The organism is Micromonospora sp. NPDC002296, from assembly GCF_040296145.1.
Taxonomy (GTDB): Bacteria; Actinomycetota; Actinomycetes; order Mycobacteriales; family Micromonosporaceae; genus Micromonospora.
The window spans coordinates 1-17,698 of record NZ_JBEOWQ010000070.1; the positions used below are offsets into that span (position 1 = coordinate 1).

Sequence of the window (17,698 nt, forward strand, 5' to 3'; positions counted from 1 at the left end):
TACCCCCCCCCCCGCTCCTCCCCCCGGCGCCGCCGCGGGGGCCCGCTCCCCCGGCCCCCCCCGGGCCAGGCGGCGGGGGGGGGGGGCCGGGCCGGCCGACACGCCCCCGCGTGTGTCGTGTTCGGTTACAGGACGCCCAGGTCGCGAGCCGACTGGCTGCGGCTGCTGATCGCGACGGTACGGGCGGATCGGGTTGCCTCAGTGCTCGTGGTGATGCGACCGGCCTGAGGCCGGGGCATTCGGGCCCGGGACAACGCTTCGTGGAGTAGTTGCATCTCGACGGCTCCGATGGGCATGTTCATCATGGTCTCAGCTCTCTCGTTGCCGGTGTGGCACCGGCGGGGATGGTGCGGATCGGGTGTGTCAGGCAGCAAGCCGGACGGTGTTGCGCGACGAGGACAGCCCACTGGCCGCCAGGCGCGCCTCGGCCTCGACCTTCAGCGCTGCGTCACGGGCGACGTCCTCCTTGCGCGGGCGGCCCCGGGGCCGCTTGCGCGGAACGACCGCGCCACGCTCGAAGATCTCGCCGCCCCAGACGCCCCAGGGCTCGGCCCGCTCCACCGCCCCGGCGAGGCACTCGACGCGCAGCGGGCAGTCCCCGCAGAGCGACTTGGCCAGCTCGAGCTCGGTGGGCGAGTCGGAGAACCACAGGTCGGGGTCGAACTTCCGGCAGGACAGGTTCGCCTCCACTTCGACGTTCACGTCGACGGGGGCCAACGCCAGACTCATCTCCCGGTCACCTCTCTCTCACATCGATCTGGTAAATCAGAATTCCGACGTACTTCGGCGGGCAAAAAACTGAGGCCGCGGATCCCGGTAGCGGGTTCCGCGGCCTCGAGGTGAGCCGGAGTCTGAGGATCAGACCGGTCTACCTCGAGGTGGAACGCCGCGGACATCCGTGCGCTTCTTAGCGCCATCGATGTCCATGCCCGTGAAGCCACTGGTCCCCTCGACTCCACCCAGCGGCGCGACGGTCAGATTCAGCTCGGCCTGAACCCGGACCTGGTGCGCTTGCGGAGCCGACGGTCGGGCGGCGAGGGCCACCCGGACAGCCGACAGCGGAGCAACGGCAGCGGACATCCCCGCTGGGCGCTCATAGGTGAAGATCTCCATTGGTGACACCTCCCTGACGTTCCTCGAAGTCGACTGGTCTCTACCCCCTGAGCAGCCGGAATGGCGCTGCTCGCGAGGTGTGTCCTGAGGCTATTCCTCGCCCGGGGGCGAGGGCAAACGAATTTACGGCTCGATTTCGAAAGTTTTCTCAGGGCAGACGTCGTCGACCCCCGCGCCCCCCACGAGGGCCAGCACCGGCTCGCCGTACAGACCGAGTTTGCGGGGGCCGATGCCGGCGATCGCGATCAGCTCCTCGGGCCGGCCCGGTCGCCGTTCCGCCAGCGCGACGAGGGTGGCGTCGGTGAACACCACGTACGCCGGGACCTTCTGCGCCCCGGCCACCCGGGCCCGCCAGTCGTGCAGCCGCTCGTACAGGCCCTGGTCGATGTCGGACGGGCAGGTCGGGCAGCGGCCGAGCTTGCGGTCCGGGCCGGCGAGCAGGGTCGCGCCGCAGATCCGGCAGGAGACCATCTGGGGACGGCGGCGCTCGACCCGCCGGGTCGCCGGGCCGGCCACGGCCCGCTCGGTCCCGCCGCCGGAGCGGTCGAACTGGGGCAGGAACCGCGACGGCCGCCGGGCCCGCCCACCGGGCGACCGGGCCACCGCGTACGACAGCCAGAGCCACTCGCGGGCCCGGGTGATCCCGACGTAGAGCAGGCGGCGCTCCTCCTCGACCTGCTCGGCGGTGCGGGCGTACGTGGTGGGCAGGGTGCCCTCGGAGAGCCCGACCAGGAAGACCGCGTCCCACTCCAGGCCCTTGGCCGAGTGCAGGGACGCCAGGGTCACCCCCTCCACCGTCGGCACGTGCTGCTGGGCGACCCGGCGGGCCAACTCGTCGTTGAAGTCGGCCAGCGTCACCGGCCGCTCCACGGCGGCGGCCTCGCCGATCGGCAGCACCGGCGGGCTGGCCCCGTACTCCTCGGCGAGCTGGACCAGCGCGGCCAGGGCCTCCCACCGCTCCCGCGCCGCGCCCCCGGCGGGGGCGGCGTCCGGGGCCCAGCCGACCGCCGACAGACCCTCCACCACGGCGTCGCGCAACGGGGTGTGGCCGGGGATCGAGCGGGTCGCCGCCCGCAGCGCCACCATCGCCTGGCGCACCTCGGGCCGCTCGAAGAACCGCTCGGCGCCCTGCACCACGTACGGCACCTCGGCGTCGGTGAGCGCCTTCTCGTACGCCTCGGACTGGGCGTTGGTGCGGAACAGCACGGCGAGCTCCCGGGCCGGGGTGCCGGCGTCGACCAGGGCCCGACAACGGGTCGCCACGGCGGCGGCCTCGGCCGGCTCGTCGGTGAAGATCCGCAGCTCCGGTTCGGGGCCGGTCGGGCGCTGCCCGCGCAGTTCCAACCGCAGCCGGGCCTCGGTGCCCCGGGCCTGGGAGATGACGGCGTTGGCCAGCCCGACCACCTGCGGGGTGGAACGGTAGTCCCGGACCAACCGGACCACGGTCGCGCCCCGGTGCCGGCGGGGGAAATCGACCAGGTACGCCGAGGTGGCCCCGGTGAACGAGTAGATCGTCTGGCTGGCGTCGCCGACCACGGTCAGGTCGTCCCGGCCGCCGAGCCACGTCTCCAGCAGCCGCTGCTGCAGCGGGTTGACGTCCTGGTACTCGTCGACCACGAAGTGCCGGTACTGGCCGCGAACCTGCTCGGCCACGTCCGGATGCTCCTCGATGCCCCACACGGCGGCGCGCAGCATGTCCTCGAAGTCGATCACCCCGTTGGACCGCTTGAGCCTCTCGTACGCGGCGAACACCTCGGCCACTTTCGCCGGCTCGTGCGGCGTGTCGCGCAGCGCCTTGGCCGCCGCGACGACGTACTCCCCTGGCTCGACCAGGGACGACTTGGCCCACTCGATCTCCCCGGCCAGGTCCCGGGCGGCGGCCCGGTCGGTCCGCAGGCCGACCCGGGCGGCGGCGAGCGTGACCACCCGGGCCTTGCTGTCCAGCAGCTCGGGCATCGCCCGGCCCGCCAGCAGCCGGGGGGCGAAGTAGCGCACCTGGCGCAGCGCGGCAGCGTGGAAGGTGCGCGCCTGCACGCCCTGCGCCCCGAGGGCGGTGAGCCGGGCCCGCATCTCGGCGGCGGCGCGGGCGGTGAAGGTGACCGCGAGCACGTGCCGAGGGGACACCTCGCCGGTCAGCGCGCGGTGGGCGATGCGCGAGGTGACCGCCCGGGTCTTGCCGGTGCCGGCGCCGGCCAGGACGCAGACCGGGCCGGCGGGGGCGGTCACCGCGGCGCGCTGCTCCGGGTCCAGCCCGGCGAGCACCAGTTCCGACGCTGAGTGAACCCCCACAGCGAGGAATCATCTCAGCTGCATCTGATGTTGCAACGGTTAGCCTGGCCTGACCGGACGGGCGGAACGGACCTTGGAGGACACCCGATCATGTTGACGATGTACTCGACCCCGTGGTGCGGCTACTGTCACCGGCTCAAGTCGCAGCTCGACCGGGAGGGCATCGCGTACCAGGTGGTCGACATCGAGCAGGACACGAAGGCCGCCGAGTTCGTGATGAAGGTCAACGGTGGCAACCAGACCGTGCCGACGCTGCACTTCGCCGACGGCAGCGCCCTCACCAACCCGTCCATCACCCAGGTGAAGCAGCACCTGGCCGCCCTACCCGGCTGACCATCACACCGCGCCCCTCCTGTGGGACGCGCGCACTTTCACGGAAAGAGTGGCCGTTCCAGGAGGAATGGCCACTCTTTCCGTGTCTTTGCGGGGTAGGTGGGGGATCAGGGGGTGGGACGGGGGTCGGGGGTGGCTGGCGCGGGCGGACGGCGTTGGAGCGGAATGCGGACCACGGGGGCGGGGACGGGAGCGGGAGCAGGGGTGGGGGTGGGGGCGGAGAGGCGGCGGCCGTGCCACAGGAAGACGCCGGCGGCCGTGGTGGTCAGGCCGACCAGCGCGAACAGCAGCCGGTAGTCGAACACGCCGACGAGCAGTGCGCCGGTGCCGATGGAGACCGCCTGAGGGCCACTCACCAGGGCCTCCGACGCCGCCGAGACCCGACCGAGCAGGCCCGTCGGGGTACGCCGTTGGATGAGCGTGTTCAGCCCAACCGTGATCAGCGGAAGCGCCGCTCCGGCCAGCAGCAGCGCCGCGCAGCCCAGCCAGAGGGCCGGGTACGCCAGGGCCAACGCGGCCGGGCCGAACAGGGTCACCCCGGCGGCCAGCGTGCCCACCTCGCCCGCGCGGCGTACCACGGCGGCGGAGAACAGGCCGCCGACCAGCCCGCCGACGCCCTGCACGGTGACCAGCACGCCGACGAACGCGGCGTCGCGGCGCAGCCCGTGGTCGACGTACGCGAAGATAAGTGACTCGGTGAAGCCCATCACCAGCGAACCGAGGCCGTAGCCGAGCAGCGCCCGACGCAGCGCCGGCTCGCCGGCCAGGTGGCGCAGCCCGGCCCCCAGCTCGGCCGACCACCGCAGCTCACCGCCGGCCGACGGCGTCTCGGCCACCCGGAGCAGGGCGACCACGGCGGCGGCCACGACGAACCCGGTCATCGCCAGCGCGGTCAGCAGCCAGCCGCCGACGGCGGCGTAGAGCGCGGCCCCGGCGAGCGGCCCGATCAGCCGCAGCCCCTGGCGCACGGTTTGCAGCACGCCGTTGGCGTCGGCGAGCAGTTCGACGGGGACCAGTTGCCGGATCAGGCCGCTGACCAGCGCGCTCAGCGTCAGGTACGACAGCCCGTACAGGGCCGCCACCACGTAGATGATCCGGACATCGGCGCTCTCGGAGACGGTGAACAGCGGGGTGAGCAGGGCGGCGGTGGCGAGGTTCGCGACGATGAAGAAGGGCCGCCGGGGGTACCGGTCGACCGCCCAGCCGACCAGCGGCGCGAGCACCATCGGCGCGATGATCGCGAAGATCGTCGCCCCGGCCAGCCCGTCGGAGCCGGTCAGGTCCTTCACCCAGATGGCGAGGGCGAGCAGCAGGATCGACTCGGCGGCCATGCTGGCCAGCAACCCGCCGAACAGCAGGCGGAACTCGGGGCGGCGCAGGACGGTGCGCATCGGGTTTCCTCTCGGAGGGTGGCCGGGGGCCACGGGGGTCGACGGCGACGTCGTCGGGATGGCTCGTCTGCGGTCCTCTTTTCTGCGAGACACGCCCCCTCGGGGCGTCCGACTCCAGTCGCGCCGTCCATACTGACCGTGGGGGGCGAGTTTCATACAGTTACCGTCGCGTCCGCGGCGGTCGACGGAAAAGAGGACACCGTGCCTCCAGCCGGACCCAGCCCGATCATGCGTCGCCGCAGGTTGGGCAATGAGCTGCGCCGACTGCGCGAGACCGCCGGCCTCACCGGGGACCAGGTCATCGCGCGAATCGGCTGGGCCTCCGCGTCCAAGCTGTCCCGCTTGGAGAACGGCCGCAGCCGTCCCGACCCCGACGACGTCCTCACCCTGCTGGATCTCTACGGCGCCGACGGCGGGTCACGCGCGGAGCTGCTGGGCATCGCCCGGGAGGCCGGCGACATGCGGGGCTGGCTGAAGAAGTACCCGGTGATGACCCCGCAGCAGCGCACCTTCGCCGAGCTGGAGGCGGGCTGCACCGAGATCCGGGAATACAACCCTGTGCTGGTCCCGGGCTTGTTGCAGACCCAGGGGTACGCCCGGCTGCGAATCGTCTCGGCCCAACAGGTCGAGTCCGGCGCGGGGGCCCCGGAGCCCGGCGAGGCCCCGGAGACCGAGGTGGCCGCCCGGTTGGCCCGCCAGTCGCTGTTGGACCGCACCGACGCGCCGCGCTACACGGCGGTGTTGGAGGAGGCGGCGTTGGGCCGGCGGGCCGGACCGCCGGACGTGTTGTGGGAGCAGCTCCGGCAGCTCTGCGAGCTGGCCATGCTGCCGCACGTCACCCTGCACGTGCTGCCGCGGGACACCCCGATCGGCGACTGGTACCTCCCGCCGACCGCTTTCTCGACCTACCTGTTCGCCGACCCGCTCGACCCGGAGACGCTGGCCATAGAAGGTGGCTTCACCAACGTCATGTCGACCGAGGTAAACGTACTAAATCGCTATAAAGTGGTCTTCGAGTGGTTGCGCTCGGCCGCGCTCTCCGAATCGGACACCATCACCTGGCTCTTCGAGGCTTCGGGGCGGCTGGCCGAGGCGGTGGGCCAGTCCGAAGTCGGCCACGGGTCGGCAACGGCGCCGGCCCAGCGACGCCGACACTCCGGACGACTGACGGAGCGGTGACCCACCGCGGGACCCGCTCCGTCGGGGCGTGCGGCGCCACTCGTCCCGTCGGAGCAGTTCCAGTCAGGAGCAGACCATGAACGACATCCGCAACACGCCGTCCGCACTCGCCGGGCAGCTGGCCGATCTGCCGTGGCGGACCAGCACCCGCAGCCAGACGTCGAACTGCGTCGAGGTGGCCCCGCTGAGCGGGGGCCCGGCCGCGGTCGCCCTGCGCGACAGCAAGGACCGTGGCGGCCCGGTACTGCTGTTCGACCGCGCCGGCTGGCGAGGGTTCATCGCCGGGACAAGGGACGGGCAGTTCGATCTGACCTGATCCGGTGATCGGGCGGGGCCGTCGGCGGTGTGCCGGCGGCCCCGACGCGTACCCGGCATGCACCCCTGCTGAGCAGGGTTCATCCGATCGGGCGACCCTGCGGACCGATCGGCGGGTTTCACTTGCTGGAGCGCATTCCGGGCGTAACATGTCGACAGAGTGACGTGGAACTTCCACGGAGTACCGTCCGTCACGGTCGCATCCGGAGTTACCCATGCGGTTCCTGATCGTTCGCACCGACATCCGCGCCGCCGCCGACTTCGACATCGCCGCGGCCTGGGCCGGCGGGGGTCGGGTCCGGGACGAGACGACCAGCCCGGAGCCGCGCCGCCAGGTGGTGCACGCCGAGGACCGGGACGCCGCCCTGATGCTGGCCCGGGCCCTGTCGACGGTGGGCGCGGTCCGCTACGGCAGGCAACGGGTGAAGGTGCTTCCCCTCGGCGACTCCACTCCCCGCCGCCGGCTCGACTCCGGCGGCTGACCCACCCGACGTCCGTCGTGGTCGGACCGGCTCCCCCGCCGTTTCCTCGCCTCACCCGACCAGGGCGGCCCGTGTTCCCGGCCTGGGACCGTCGCGGCAACGGCGGTCCCGGGCCGGGACCGTGTCCGGCACCGGCCGGAGCCGGGCCATGATGCCGGCCGGATGGTCAGCAGTGGCCGTCGAGCCAGCGGTGGATCAGGAAGAGCGCGATCGACGAGGGCGGGGGCAGCGCCAGCCGGTCGCCGCCGCCCACGTCCACCGGCCGCCCGGCCAGCGCCGCGCCGATCTCCCGCCGGGTGAACCAGCGGGCGTGCGTGATCTCGGCCGGGTCCAGGTGCACGGGGTGCTCCGGGTCGGCCAGGGCGAGGAAGCCGAGCATCAGCGAGCCGGGGAACGGCCAGGACTGGCTGCCCGCGTACACGATCTCCTCGACCGCGACGCCGACCTCCTCGCCGACCTCGCGCAGCACGGCGGCCTCGGCCGACTCGCCCGGCTCGACGTACCCGGCAAGGCAGGAGTACCGGCGCCCGCCCGGGATGCCCGCCCAGGCGGCGTTGCTGCCGAGCAGGCAGCGCCCCTGGGGCCCGTCGACCCCGTCGTGCACCAGGACGATCATCGCCGGGTCGGTACGCGGCCAGACCCGGTCGCCGTCCGGGTCGGTGCGGGACCAGCCGGCCTCGTCGACCCAGGTGGGGTGGCCGGTGGCCGAGGAGTAGCCGTGCCGGACGTGCCAGTTGGTCAGCGCCAGCGCGGTGGTGAAGATGCCGGCGTCCCGGTCGAGCAGCAGGTGGCCGACGTCGCGCAGGTGCGCCGCCCGGGCGCCAGGCAGCTCGGGCAGCGGGCTGTCCACGGCGAACACCGGCACCCCGTCCGGCTCGAGGCCCAGGAACATCGGGACCGAGCGGGGCACCTCGGGCAGCTCGCCGGAGCCGAGCAGCACCAGCTCCGGAGGGGAGGCGTCGGCCCGGACCAGGGCCCGCCCGTCGCTGGCCGAGTCGAGCACCAGCACCCGGGCCCGTTCCCAGGCCTCGGCCAGCCACGCCGGATCGGCCCGCCGGTGCGCGGCCCGGTCCAGGGTGGACCGGGCCAGCGGCGGTGCGGTCTCCCCGCTCGTGCCGGAACCCCGGACCAGCCCTCGCCCGGCGGTCACGGCCTGGCCGGCTCGGTGTGCACGGGGGCGAGCGCGGACAGGGCGGGGGCGATCCGCTCGGCATCGCCGAGCACCACGGTGACCGCCCGCGCCGGGGCCAGGTAGCGCCGGGCCGCCTCGGCCACGTCGGCGACGGTGGCCTTCGCCAGCCGGGCGGCGTACTCGGTGAGGAAGTCCAGGCGCAGCCCGTTGGCCGCGAACGCGCTGGTCAGCGACGCCAGCCCGGCCTGGGTGGACATGCCGAGCTGGAGGGTGCCAAGAGCGTACTGGCGGGCCTGCTCCAGCTCGTCCGGCTTCGGCGGCAGGGAGGCCAGCCGACCCAACTCGTACGTCGTCTCCAGCAACGCCGGACCGGTGACCTCGGTGGCCACCTCGGCGGCGGCGATCAGCACCGACCCGGCCACCGAGTGCTCGACCAGAGAGTGCGGGCCGTACGTGTAGCCCTTGTCCTCGCGGATGTTCTCCACCCAGCGGGAGGAGAAGTAGCCGCCGAAGAGCAGGTTGGCCAGTTGCAGCGCGGCGTGGTCGGGGTGGGTGCGGGGCACCGCCGGCAGGGCGATGCGCAGCGAGGACTGCACCGAGCCGGGCCGGTCGACCAGCAGCAGCGGGCCGGGCTCCAGCGGCGGGGCGGGCGGCAGCTCGCCGTCGTGCCCGGCGCCGCTCCAGCCCGACAGGGCCTTGTCGGCGGCGTCCAGCGCCCGCTCCGGCTGCACGTCGCCGACCAGCACCAGCACCGCGTCGGCCGGGTGCACCCGCTCGGCGTGCAGCCGACGCAGCGCCGCCGGCCGGACCGCGTGCACCTGCTCCGGCTCGGGAGTCTGCACGGCGTACGGGTGCTTGCCGTAGACCCGCCGGAGCAGGGCGTTGCGGGCCAGGTGGGCCGGCTGGCTCTGGGCCACCTGGATCCGGTCGACCAGCCGGTCCCGCTCGGTGCCGACCTCCTCGCCCGGGTACGTCGCCCCGGTCAGCACCTCGGCGAGGATCTCCAGCATCCGGTCCAGCCCGGTGACCAGGCCTGCGCCGGAGAGCATCAACCTGTCCGGGTCGATGCCGGCGGAGAGACCGCCGCCGACCGCCTGGAGTTCGGCGGCGATCTGCACGCTGGTCATCGACGCCGTGCCGGAGAGCATGGTCTGCGCGAGCATCGCGCCCCGGGCCAGGGGGATCCGGCCGGCCGGCATCCACAGCCGCAGCTCGACCAGGGGGACGGCCGGCCGGCGTACCGCGATGACGGTCAGGCCGTTGCCGAGCCGCCGCTCGACCTGCTTGGGCACCTTGAACCTGCGGTTCGGGCCGAGCGGCGGCAGCGTCCGCGCCCCGGCCTGGGCGGTTGTCGTCACCTGACCCTCCTTCGTTCGCGACTGCGGGGCTCGCAAACCCGGCTCACTCCTCGCACTCACAGGTTCACCTTCGTTCGCGACTGCGGGGCTCGCAAACCCGGCTCACTCCTCGCACTCACCGAGCCTCCTTCGTTCGCGACTGCGGGGCTCGCAAACCCGGCTCACTCCTCGCACTCACCGAGCCCCTCCTGCGATGACCTCGACCGACGCGCGGCGCTCCGGCCGCAGGGCGGCTGCGGCGGCTCGGACCTGCTCGTCGGTGACCTCGCCGACCAGTCGGGGCAGCTCGTTGAGCAGGCCAGGCTCGCCGCGCTGCTGCTCCAGCACCGCCATCCGCAGTGCCCGGCCGAGCACCGCGTCGGTGTCGCGCAGCAGGTGGGTGGCCATCCGGGCCTGGGTACGGGCCAGCTCACCGTCGGTGGGACCGTCGGCGGCCAACCGGTCCAGCTCCTCGTCGACGGTGCGCAACACCTTGTCCACGTCGCCGCCCGGTGGCAGGTGCGCCTGGAGCAGCAGCGCGGTGGGGCCACGCACGTCGAACGGGTCGCCCATGAAGCCGACGTACCCGCCGAGGCTGGTCACCGCGCGGTCCCGCTGGACCAGCCGCTCGACCAGCCGGGACGCGTCGCCGTCGGTGAGCACCTCGGCGAGCACCACGTACGGCAGGTAGCCGGTGAAGTCGGTGATCGGGTCGGGCACCCGCCAGGCGGCGGCCACCGCGGGCAGCGGGGCCAGCGCGTCGGTGTACGACGAGCGCCGCTCGGCGGTCAGGTCGGGCTCGTCGAAGTCGGGGCGCTGCGGGGCGGGCCGGGCCGGCACGTCGCCGAAGTGCCGCTCGATCAGCGCGGTGGCCTCGGCCACGTCGACGTCCCCGCTGACCGCGAGCACGGCGTTTCCGCTGGCGTAGTAGCGGCGGAAGAAGTCCGCCGCGTCGGCGACGGTGGCCGACTCCAGGTCGTCGAAGGAGCCGTAGCCGTCGTGCGCGTTCGGGAAGGTGTCGAACATGACCGGCGGCAGGGTCAGCCACGGGAACCCGCCGTACGGGCGGTTGAGCACGTTGACCCGGATCTCCTCCTTGACCACGTCGACCTGGTTGCGCAGGTTCTCCTCGGTCAGCCGGGGGCCGCGCATCCGGTCGGCCTCCAGGAACAGCGCCCGTTCCAGGGCGTTGCTCGGGAGGGTCTCGTAGTAGTCGGTGTAGTCGTGATGGGTGGAGCCGTTGAAGGTGCCGCCCGCCCCCTGCACGTGCCGGAAGTGGGCCAACTTCTCCAGGTTCTCCGAGCCCTGGAACATCAGGTGCTCGAAGAGGTGTGCGAAGCCGGTGCGCCCCTCGGGCTCGGACCGGATGCCGACGTCGTAGATCACCGCCACCCCGATCACCGGGGCGCTGCGGTCGGGGGTGAGCACCACCCGCAGGCCGTTGTCGAGGGTGAACCGCTCGACCGGATACTTCGTCGCTGGAATTCTCGATCTCCGCGCCGCCACGGGACCGACCCTAGCGCGTCGGCGCCCCCGACGGCGGCGACCTCCCGCAGGGCGGCTCAGCCCACCGGTGCCGGGGCCACGGCGAGGGACGCGGTCACCCGGGGCAGCACCTCCGCGCCGACCCGTTCCGCCTCCTCCCGGTGCGGCCAGCCGGAGAGGACGAACTCGTCGACGCCGTACGCGGCGTACTCGTCGATCCGGGCCGCGACCTCGGCGTAGCTGCCGACGAGCGCGGTGCCGGCGCCCTCGCGGACCAGGCCGACCCCGGCCCAGAGATTCGGCGCGACGGTGAGCCCGTCGGTGCTCCCGCCGTGCAGGGCGGCCATCCGGGACTGGCCGACCGAGTCCATCCGGCGGTACCGCGCCTGTGCGGCGGCGATCCGCTCGGGGCTCATCCCGGCCAGCAGGCGGTCCGCCTCCGCCCACGCCTGCGCGGCGGTCGGGCGGGCGATGACGTGCAGCCGGATCCCGGTGCGCAGGGTCCGCCCCTCCTCGGCGGCCCGGCCACGGACGCGGTCCACCCGGGCGGCGATCGCGGCGGGCGGCTCGCCCCACATCAGGTACGTGTCGGCCTGTCGGGCGGCCACCGCCTCGGCGGCCGGGGACGCGCCGCCGAAGTAGACCGGGGGCGGGGCCACGAGCGGGGCGGCCAGCCCGCCGCCGGTGACCTGGTAGTGCTCGCCGGCGAAGTCGAACGGGCTCCCGCGCCAGGCCCGGCGGAGCACCTCGACGAACTCGCCGGTCCGCGCGTAGCGGGCGTCGTGGTCCAGGAAGTCGCCGTACCCCCGCTGCTCGGCCGGGTCGCCGCCGGTGACGACGTTGAGCGCGAGGCGTCCACCGGACACCGACTGGAACGCCTCGGCCTGCTGGGCGATCAGGGTGGGCAGCGCGAATCCGGCCCGCACGGCGACCAGCATGCCGATCCGGTCGGTGTGCTGGGCGACGGCCGTGCAGATGATCCACGGGTCGGGGCAGCCGGAGCCGACAGGGGTGAGCAGCGCGGCGAAGCCGGCCGCCTCGGCGGCCCGGGCCACCTCGGTCAGATAGCCGACGGTGGCCGCCCGGTCGTGCCGCGCCGCGCCGGCCGCGACGGTGGCGGCGCCGACCTGGTGCCCGTCGCCGGAGGTGGGAAGGAACCAGTGGAAGGTCATGCGACCGCCTCTCCGCCGCCCTCACCGCCCGGCCGAGGGACGCCGGACAACCTACCAAGAAGGTAGGAAAACCGGGAATAACTTCGAGCGTGAATCCCGCAATGTGGACTGGTCTTGACGCCGCCCGGACGCTGCCCCACTCTTCCTACCAACTAAGTAGGAATACTTCGGATTGGACATACGATGAGACGGCTCCCCTTCCGTCGGATGCTCTCCCTGGCCACCCTCGCCGTGGTGGGCACGGCGACGCTGGGCGTCACCGCCGCGTGCGGCGAGGACGACGGCGCGGCCGGCGGCGACTCCGGCCCGGTGACGCTGCGACTGGGCTACTTCCCCAACATCACCCATGCCCCGGCCGTGGTCGGGGTGGAGAAGGGCATCTTCGCCGAGAAGCTCGGCGGCGACGTCAAGCTGGACACCAAGACCTTCAACGCCGGCCCGGCGGCGATCGAGGCGATCTTCTCGGGCGCGCTCGACGCGACGTACATCGGTCCGAACCCGACGGTGAACGCCTTCTCCAAGTCCAAGGGCGAGGCGGTCCGGGTCATCTCCGGCGCGGCGTCCGGCGGCGTCGCGCTCGTCGTCAAGCCCGGGATCACCTCGGTCGAGCAGCTGCGCGGCAAGAAGATCGCCACCCCGCAGCTCGGCAACACCCAGGACGTCGCGCTGCGCTACTGGCTCAAGGAGAAGGGCCTGACCGCCACCAAGGAGGGCGGCGGCGACGTCAAGGTGGTCCCGCAGGAGAACGCCCAGACCGTGGAGACGTTCAACAGCGGGGCGATCGACGGCGCGTGGGTGCCCGAGCCGTTCGTCTCCCGGCTGGTCAACGCCGGCGGCAAGGTGCTCATCGACGAGCGTGACCTGTGGCCGGACAAGAAGTTCGTGATCACCAACCTGATCGTCTCCACCAAGTTCCTCAAGGCCCACCCCGACGTGGTGAAGAAGCTGGTCGAGGGTCAGGTCGCGGCGAACGAGTTCGTCAACACCAAGCCCGACGAGTCGCAGCAGGCCATCTCCGAGCACATCGGCAAGATCAGCGGAAAGCCGCTGGACGTGAAGCTGATCAAGCAGGCGTGGCCGACGTTGGAGTTCACCAACGACCCGATCGCCTCGTCGCTGAAGACCGGCCTGGACCACGCGGTCGCCGTCGAGCTGACCCAGCCGGTCAGCCTGGACGGCCTCTACGACCTGAAGTACCTCAACGAGGTGCTCAAGGCCCAGGGCAAGCCCGAGGTCGCCCAACCATGACGTCGACCACGACGACGCCACGCAGCGCGACCGGCTCGGTCGCGCTGCACGGCGTCACCAAGGTGTACGGGCACGGCGAAAGCGCCGTCCTCGCCCTGGACGGGGTCTCCCTCGACGTCGCGCCCGGCGAATTCGTCTGCCTCGTCGGTGCCTCCGGCTGCGGCAAGAGCACCCTGCTCAACCTGGTCGCCGGCCTGGACCGGATCAGCGGCGGGCGGATCGAGCTCGGCGACGGGGTCAACCCGGGGCTGATGTTCCAGGAGTCCGCCCTGTTCCCCTGGCTCACCGTCGAGGGCAACGTGGAGGTGCCGCTGAAGCTGCGCGGCATGCCCCGGTCCGCGCGCCGGGAGCGGGTCGCCGAACTGCTGCGCACGGTGCACCTGGCCGACTTCGCCCGCAAGCGCCCGCACGAGCTGTCCGGCGGCATGCGGCAACGGGTGGCCCTGGCCCGCACCCTCGCGCTGGACACGCCGGTGCTGCTGATGGACGAGCCGTTCGGCGCGCTCGACGCGATGACCCGGGACCTCCTGCACGACGAGCTGGAGCGGATCTGGACCGAGCGCAAGCTCACCGTCCTCTTCGTGACCCACAACGTACGGGAGGCCGCGCGGCTCGCCGACCGGATCATCCTGCTCTCCAGCCGGCCCGGCCGGATCATCTACTCCACCCGGGTCGACGTGCCCCGGCCGCGACGCATCGACTCCCCGGAGATCGCGTCCATCGCCGCCGAGGTCACCGACAAGCTCCGTACGGAGGTGGGCCGCCATGGCCAGTGACACGATCGCCGGCACCCCGCGCGCCGACGCGGAGATCTCCGGGCTCGACGCGCTGGAGATCGCCGGCCGGCAGAAGACGACGACCCGGGCCTCGACGATCTGGGCGTCCACCTGGCCGAAGCTGGCGGCGCTCGTCATCGCCATCGGCACCTGGCAGGCCGTGGTGTGGGCCGGGTTCTGGCCACCGTACTCGCTGCCCGGGCCGGCCACCGTCGGGCAGGAACTGCTTCGACAGGTCAGCGGTCCGCAGCTCTGGGAGGGGATGGCCACCACTCTGCGCCGGGCGGCCCTCGGCTACATCTTCTCCGTCGGGGTCGGCCTGCTGCTGGGGCTCGCCGTGGCCCGGTCCCGGGTGCTGCGGGCGGCCATCGGCTCGATGATCACCGCGTTGCAGACCATGCCGTCGATCGCCTGGTTCCCGCTGGCGATCCTGCTGTTCGAGCTGAGCGAGAAGGCCATCTTCTTCGTCGTGGTGCTCGGCGCGGCACCGTCGATCGCCAACGGGGTGATCAGCGGCGTGGACTACGTCCCGCCGCTGCTGCTGCGCGCCGGGCGCAACCTCGGCGCCCGGGGGCTGAACCTCTACCGGTACGTGATCGCCCCGGCCGCGCTGCCCGCCATCGTCGCCGGGCTCAAGCAGGGCTGGGCCTTCTCCTGGCGCAGCCTGATGGCCGGCGAGCTGATCGTGGTGGGCATCTCGCAGACCTCGCTCGGCGCGCAGCTCACCTACTCGCGGGAGCTGTCCGACGCGCCCTGGCTGCTCTCCACGATGATCGTGATCCTGGTCGTCGGCCTGGTGGTCGACGCCGCGTTCGGGGCGGCGGACCGGACGATCCGCCGCCGCTGGGGCGTGCTGGACCAGGCCGGGCAGTGACGTGTACGTCTCCGCGCGCAGCGACTACGCGCTCCGGGCCATGCTCGCCGTCGCCGCTGCCTCGACCGGCGGCGACCGGCGGGCCGACGCCCGGGGCGTCCCCGCCGAGCCGGGCGGCGAACTGGTCAAGGCGGCGGCCCTGGCCGAGAGCCAGGCCATCCCGCTGAGCTTCCTCCAGGGCATCCTGCTGGACCTGCGCCGGGCCGGGCTGCTGCACAGCCACCGGGGCACCGAGGGCGGCTACGCCCTGGCCCGCCCGGCCGCCGAGATCAGCGTCGGGGACGTGCTCCGCGCGGCCGGCGGGTCACTCACCTCGGTACGGGGCCTGCCGGCCGGGCACGCCGGCTACCACGGCGTGGCCACCGGGCTGCGCGACGTGTGGCTTGCGGTGGACGGGGCCATCGCCCTGGTGGTGGACCGGACCACCCTGGCCGACCTGCTCACCCGGGAGGGCCGCGTTGCCGGGCCGGACCGGGACAGGCCGGACGCGCTGGGGGCCCGCCCCGTCGGCGGCCCCTGACCGCCCCGGTCGACCCGGCACGGTCCGCCGGCTGAGCGGTGCGGGCTCAGCCGGCGGACTCGTCGGTCGTCTCAACGATGGAGGCGGTGAGGTCGCTGCTCGTTCCCCCCGGAACGTGCAGCCCCACCACCCCCGCCGGTGTCCGGCCCCCGCGGGTGGGATGCCACGGCGAGAACGCCGCGACCGTGGCGAGCGCCAGGCCCGCCCCCGCGACCGCCAGCACCACCGTCAACTCCCGCAGCGCCCCCGACTCGGCGTTGCACGCCATGGTCAACCCCTCCCCCAGTGGGCCGACCCCGCCGACCCGCGTTCCCCCACGGCAAGCATCGACCACATCGGGCCCGCCGAACAGTCACCGATCGGACCCCACCCTGCCTGATTCCCGACTCAGCGACGGGGCGGCGCAGGCGCCGATCGGTGACCGCGGAGAAGCCGTTCAGGCCATCCGGGGACGACGCGGCCGGCGCGACCGACCCGAGGCGCGGTGCCCGTCCTCGGACGGGCGGGCGGCGCGCGGCGCTCCTCCGGTCGCGGCGGTCCCCGCGGCGTGCGACTGGCCGGCGCCGCGGGACGAGCGCGGACCCCGGCCACCGCCCGAGGCGGACCGCTCCGGAGCCGGGACGGCGATGGTCACCGGCACCCCGGACGGTTCCCGGGCCCCGGTGACCCGGGCCAACGCCCCGTCGCCCGGCCGGACCTGGGTGGACTGCGGCCGGATACCGGCGGTCGCCATCAGCCGGGAGACCTCGCGGCGCTGCTCGGGCAGGACCAGGGTGACCACGGTGCCCGACTCGCCGGCCCGCGCGGTACGCCCGCCCCGGTGCAGGTAGTCCTTCGCCTCGGTCGGCGGGTCGACGTTGACCACCATGTCGAGGCCGTCCACGTGGATGCCCCGGGCCGCCACGTCGGTGGCGACCAGCGCGGTCACCTGGCCGGTGCGGAACTGCTCCAGGATCCGGGTGCGCTGCGGCTGGGACTTGCCGCCGTGCAGCGCCGCCGCACGCACCCCCTTGGACAGCAGCTGGCGGGCCAGCCGGTCGGCGCGGTGCTTGGTGCCCATGAACAGGATGGTGCGGCCCTCCCGGGCCGCGATCTGGGTCAGCGCGGTCGGCTTGTCCTCCGCGTCGACGTGCAGCACGTGGTGCGTCATCGCGGTCACCGTGGCGGTGCCGGGGTCGACGGAGTGCGAGACCGGGTTGGTGAGGAAGCGGCGGACCAGCTTGTCGACGCCGCCGTCCAGGGTCGCGGAGAAGAGCATCCGCTGGCCGTCGGCGGCCACCTGCTCCAGCAGCTTGGTGACCTGCGGCAGGAAGCCCATGTCGGCCATCTGGTCGGCCTCGTCGAGCACGGTCACGGCGACCTGGTCGAGCCGGGCGTCCCCGCGGTTGATCAGGTCGTGCAGCCGGCCGGGGGTGGCCACGACCACCTCGGCGCCGGCGCGCAGCGCGTCCGCCTGCCGCTGCAGGGACAGGCCGCCGACCACGGTGGTGACGCGCAGCCCGACCGCGCGGGCGTACGGGGCCAGCGCGGTGGTCACCTGCTGAGCCAGCTCCCGGGTCGGCACGAGCACCAGGGCCAGCGGACGCCCCGGGCGGGCCCGGCGGCCGACGGTGCGGTGCACCAGCGGCAGCCCGAACGCCAGGGTCTTGCCCGAGCCGGTGCGGCCCCGGCCGAGGACGTCCCGGCCGGCAAGCGAGTCCGGCAGCGTCGCCGACTGGATCGGGAACGGCTCGGTGATGCCCTGCGCGGTCAGCTCGGCGAGCAGCTCCGGCGCGAGGCCGGTGGTGGAGAACGAGGGGATGACGGTGGTCATGCGAGAGCCTTCCTCGACGCGGCACGTGTCGAGGAGGCGCCGGAGTGGCGCTGCACCGGCGGCAGGGCCGCGGTGGTCACAAGCACGAACCGAAGGTGGGGTGCGGCCGGCCCGCGCGGGGGGGGGGCGGCCGCGACACCCCGCCTGTGGCGCGGTGTGGTGGTACGAAAAACCGAGTACCCTGTTAACACCTACAGTACTGACATGAGACAGGGACAAATCTGCCGATCAAAAAAAGG

Annotated in this window: 18 protein-coding genes; 8 read left to right on the forward strand and 10 right to left on the reverse strand. The window is 73.3% G+C overall.

Going from position 1 to position 17,698, the window contains the following annotated elements; translation table 11 throughout:
* Positions 1 to 363: 363 nt before the first annotated feature.
* The 3 genes from ABT023_RS27375 to ABT023_RS27385 all read right to left on the reverse strand — a co-directional run bounded on the left by ABT023_RS27375 (position 364) and on the right by ABT023_RS27385 (position 3,402).
* Positions 364 to 729 (reverse strand): WhiB family transcriptional regulator, encoded by a 366-nt coding sequence (locus tag ABT023_RS27375; RefSeq protein WP_350889398.1) that lies wholly within the window; start codon positions 727 to 729, stop codon positions 364 to 366.
* Between the two features lie 129 nt (positions 730 to 858).
* The gene (locus ABT023_RS27380) at positions 859 to 1,113 is read right to left on the reverse strand and encodes a hypothetical protein (protein WP_350889399.1); all 255 of its coding nucleotides are present in this window, start codon (positions 1,111 to 1,113) and stop codon (positions 859 to 861) included.
* Positions 1,114 to 1,236: 123 nt separating this feature from the next.
* Positions 1,237 to 3,402 carry an ATP-dependent DNA helicase UvrD2 gene (locus ABT023_RS27385; RefSeq protein WP_350889400.1) on the reverse strand — a complete coding sequence of 722 codons (2,166 nt, stop codon included), beginning with the start codon at positions 3,400 to 3,402 and terminating at the stop codon, positions 1,237 to 1,239.
* Positions 3,403 to 3,492: 90 nt separating this feature from the next.
* Between ABT023_RS27385 and ABT023_RS27390 the strand changes: the two genes are divergently transcribed.
* Entirely contained in the window at positions 3,493 to 3,735 is a 243-nt protein-coding gene (locus ABT023_RS27390) for a mycoredoxin (RefSeq protein ID WP_161685495.1), read from the forward strand.
* A 107-nt stretch (positions 3,736 to 3,842) separates the two neighbouring features.
* Here the strand turns inward: ABT023_RS27390 and ABT023_RS27395 are convergent, their stop codons facing one another.
* Positions 3,843 to 5,126: an MFS transporter gene (locus ABT023_RS27395; RefSeq protein WP_350889402.1), complete on the reverse strand. Its 1,284-nt coding sequence runs from the start codon at positions 5,124 to 5,126 to the stop codon at positions 3,843 to 3,845.
* Positions 5,127 to 5,327: 201 nt separating this feature from the next.
* On the opposite strand from ABT023_RS27395, the gene ABT023_RS27400 reads away from it, so the two are divergent.
* The 3 genes from ABT023_RS27400 (at position 5,328) to ABT023_RS27410 (ending at position 7,102) form a co-directional block, all read left to right on the forward strand.
* On the forward strand, positions 5,328 to 6,305 hold the full coding sequence (locus ABT023_RS27400; protein WP_350889404.1) for a helix-turn-helix domain-containing protein: 978 nt from the start codon (positions 5,328 to 5,330) through the stop codon (positions 6,303 to 6,305).
* A gap of 76 nt (positions 6,306 to 6,381) precedes the next feature.
* On the forward strand, positions 6,382 to 6,621 hold the full coding sequence (locus ABT023_RS27405) for a DUF397 domain-containing protein (protein ID WP_350889406.1): 240 nt from the start codon (positions 6,382 to 6,384) through the stop codon (positions 6,619 to 6,621).
* A gap of 214 nt (positions 6,622 to 6,835) precedes the next feature.
* Positions 6,836 to 7,102, forward strand: a complete 267-nt coding sequence (locus tag ABT023_RS27410) for a hypothetical protein (protein ID WP_350889408.1) — start codon at positions 6,836 to 6,838, stop codon at positions 7,100 to 7,102.
* Positions 7,103 to 7,268: 166 nt separating this feature from the next.
* Here ABT023_RS27410 and nudC read toward each other — a convergent pair whose 3' ends face one another.
* From nudC to ABT023_RS27430, 4 genes are all read right to left on the reverse strand, one after another.
* Positions 7,269 to 8,234: an NAD(+) diphosphatase gene (nudC, locus tag ABT023_RS27415; protein WP_350889422.1), complete on the reverse strand. Its 966-nt coding sequence runs from the start codon at positions 8,232 to 8,234 to the stop codon at positions 7,269 to 7,271.
* A gap of 14 nt (positions 8,235 to 8,248) precedes the next feature.
* Positions 8,249 to 9,592, reverse strand: a complete 1,344-nt coding sequence (locus ABT023_RS27420) for a M16 family metallopeptidase (RefSeq protein WP_350889409.1) — start codon at positions 9,590 to 9,592, stop codon at positions 8,249 to 8,251.
* A 174-nt stretch (positions 9,593 to 9,766) separates the two neighbouring features.
* Positions 9,767 to 11,077: a M16 family metallopeptidase gene (locus ABT023_RS27425; RefSeq protein WP_350889411.1), complete on the reverse strand. Its 1,311-nt coding sequence runs from the start codon at positions 11,075 to 11,077 to the stop codon at positions 9,767 to 9,769.
* A 56-nt stretch (positions 11,078 to 11,133) separates the two neighbouring features.
* Positions 11,134 to 12,228: an LLM class flavin-dependent oxidoreductase gene (locus ABT023_RS27430; protein ID WP_350889413.1), complete on the reverse strand. Its 1,095-nt coding sequence runs from the start codon at positions 12,226 to 12,228 to the stop codon at positions 11,134 to 11,136.
* Between the two features lie 183 nt (positions 12,229 to 12,411).
* Here ABT023_RS27430 and ABT023_RS27435 point away from each other — a divergent pair, with 183 nt between their 5' ends.
* Genes ABT023_RS27435 through ABT023_RS27450 form a run of 4 tightly spaced genes read left to right on the forward strand, consistent with a single transcriptional unit; the run spans position 12,412 to position 15,646 of the window.
* Positions 12,412 to 13,476: an ABC transporter substrate-binding protein gene (locus ABT023_RS27435; protein WP_350889414.1), complete on the forward strand. Its 1,065-nt coding sequence runs from the start codon at positions 12,412 to 12,414 to the stop codon at positions 13,474 to 13,476.
* Positions 13,473 to 14,252 carry an ABC transporter ATP-binding protein gene (locus ABT023_RS27440; RefSeq protein WP_161685524.1) on the forward strand — a complete coding sequence of 260 codons (780 nt, stop codon included), beginning with the start codon at positions 13,473 to 13,475 and terminating at the stop codon, positions 14,250 to 14,252. The genes ABT023_RS27435 and ABT023_RS27440 overlap by 4 nt, the downstream gene beginning before the upstream one ends.
* Entirely contained in the window at positions 14,242 to 15,126 is an 885-nt protein-coding gene (locus tag ABT023_RS27445; RefSeq protein ID WP_350889416.1) for an ABC transporter permease, read from the forward strand. Before ABT023_RS27440 ends, ABT023_RS27445 begins: the two co-directional genes overlap by 11 nt.
* 1 nt (position 15,127) lies before the next feature.
* Positions 15,128 to 15,646, forward strand: coding sequence for an RrF2 family transcriptional regulator (locus tag ABT023_RS27450; RefSeq protein ID WP_350889418.1), 519 nt, complete (start codon positions 15,128 to 15,130; stop codon positions 15,644 to 15,646).
* Between the two features lie 46 nt (positions 15,647 to 15,692).
* Here the strand turns inward: ABT023_RS27450 and ABT023_RS27455 are convergent, their stop codons facing one another.
* Together ABT023_RS27455 and ABT023_RS27460 are read right to left on the reverse strand one after the other, a co-directional pair.
* Complete coding sequence (locus ABT023_RS27455; protein WP_350889419.1) at positions 15,693 to 15,914, reverse strand: hypothetical protein; 222 nt, start codon at positions 15,912 to 15,914, stop codon at positions 15,693 to 15,695.
* 168 nt (positions 15,915 to 16,082) lie between these two features.
* Complete coding sequence (locus ABT023_RS27460) at positions 16,083 to 17,459, reverse strand: DEAD/DEAH box helicase (protein WP_350889421.1); 1,377 nt, start codon at positions 17,457 to 17,459, stop codon at positions 16,083 to 16,085.
* Between the last annotated feature and the right edge of the window lie 239 nt (positions 17,460 to 17,698).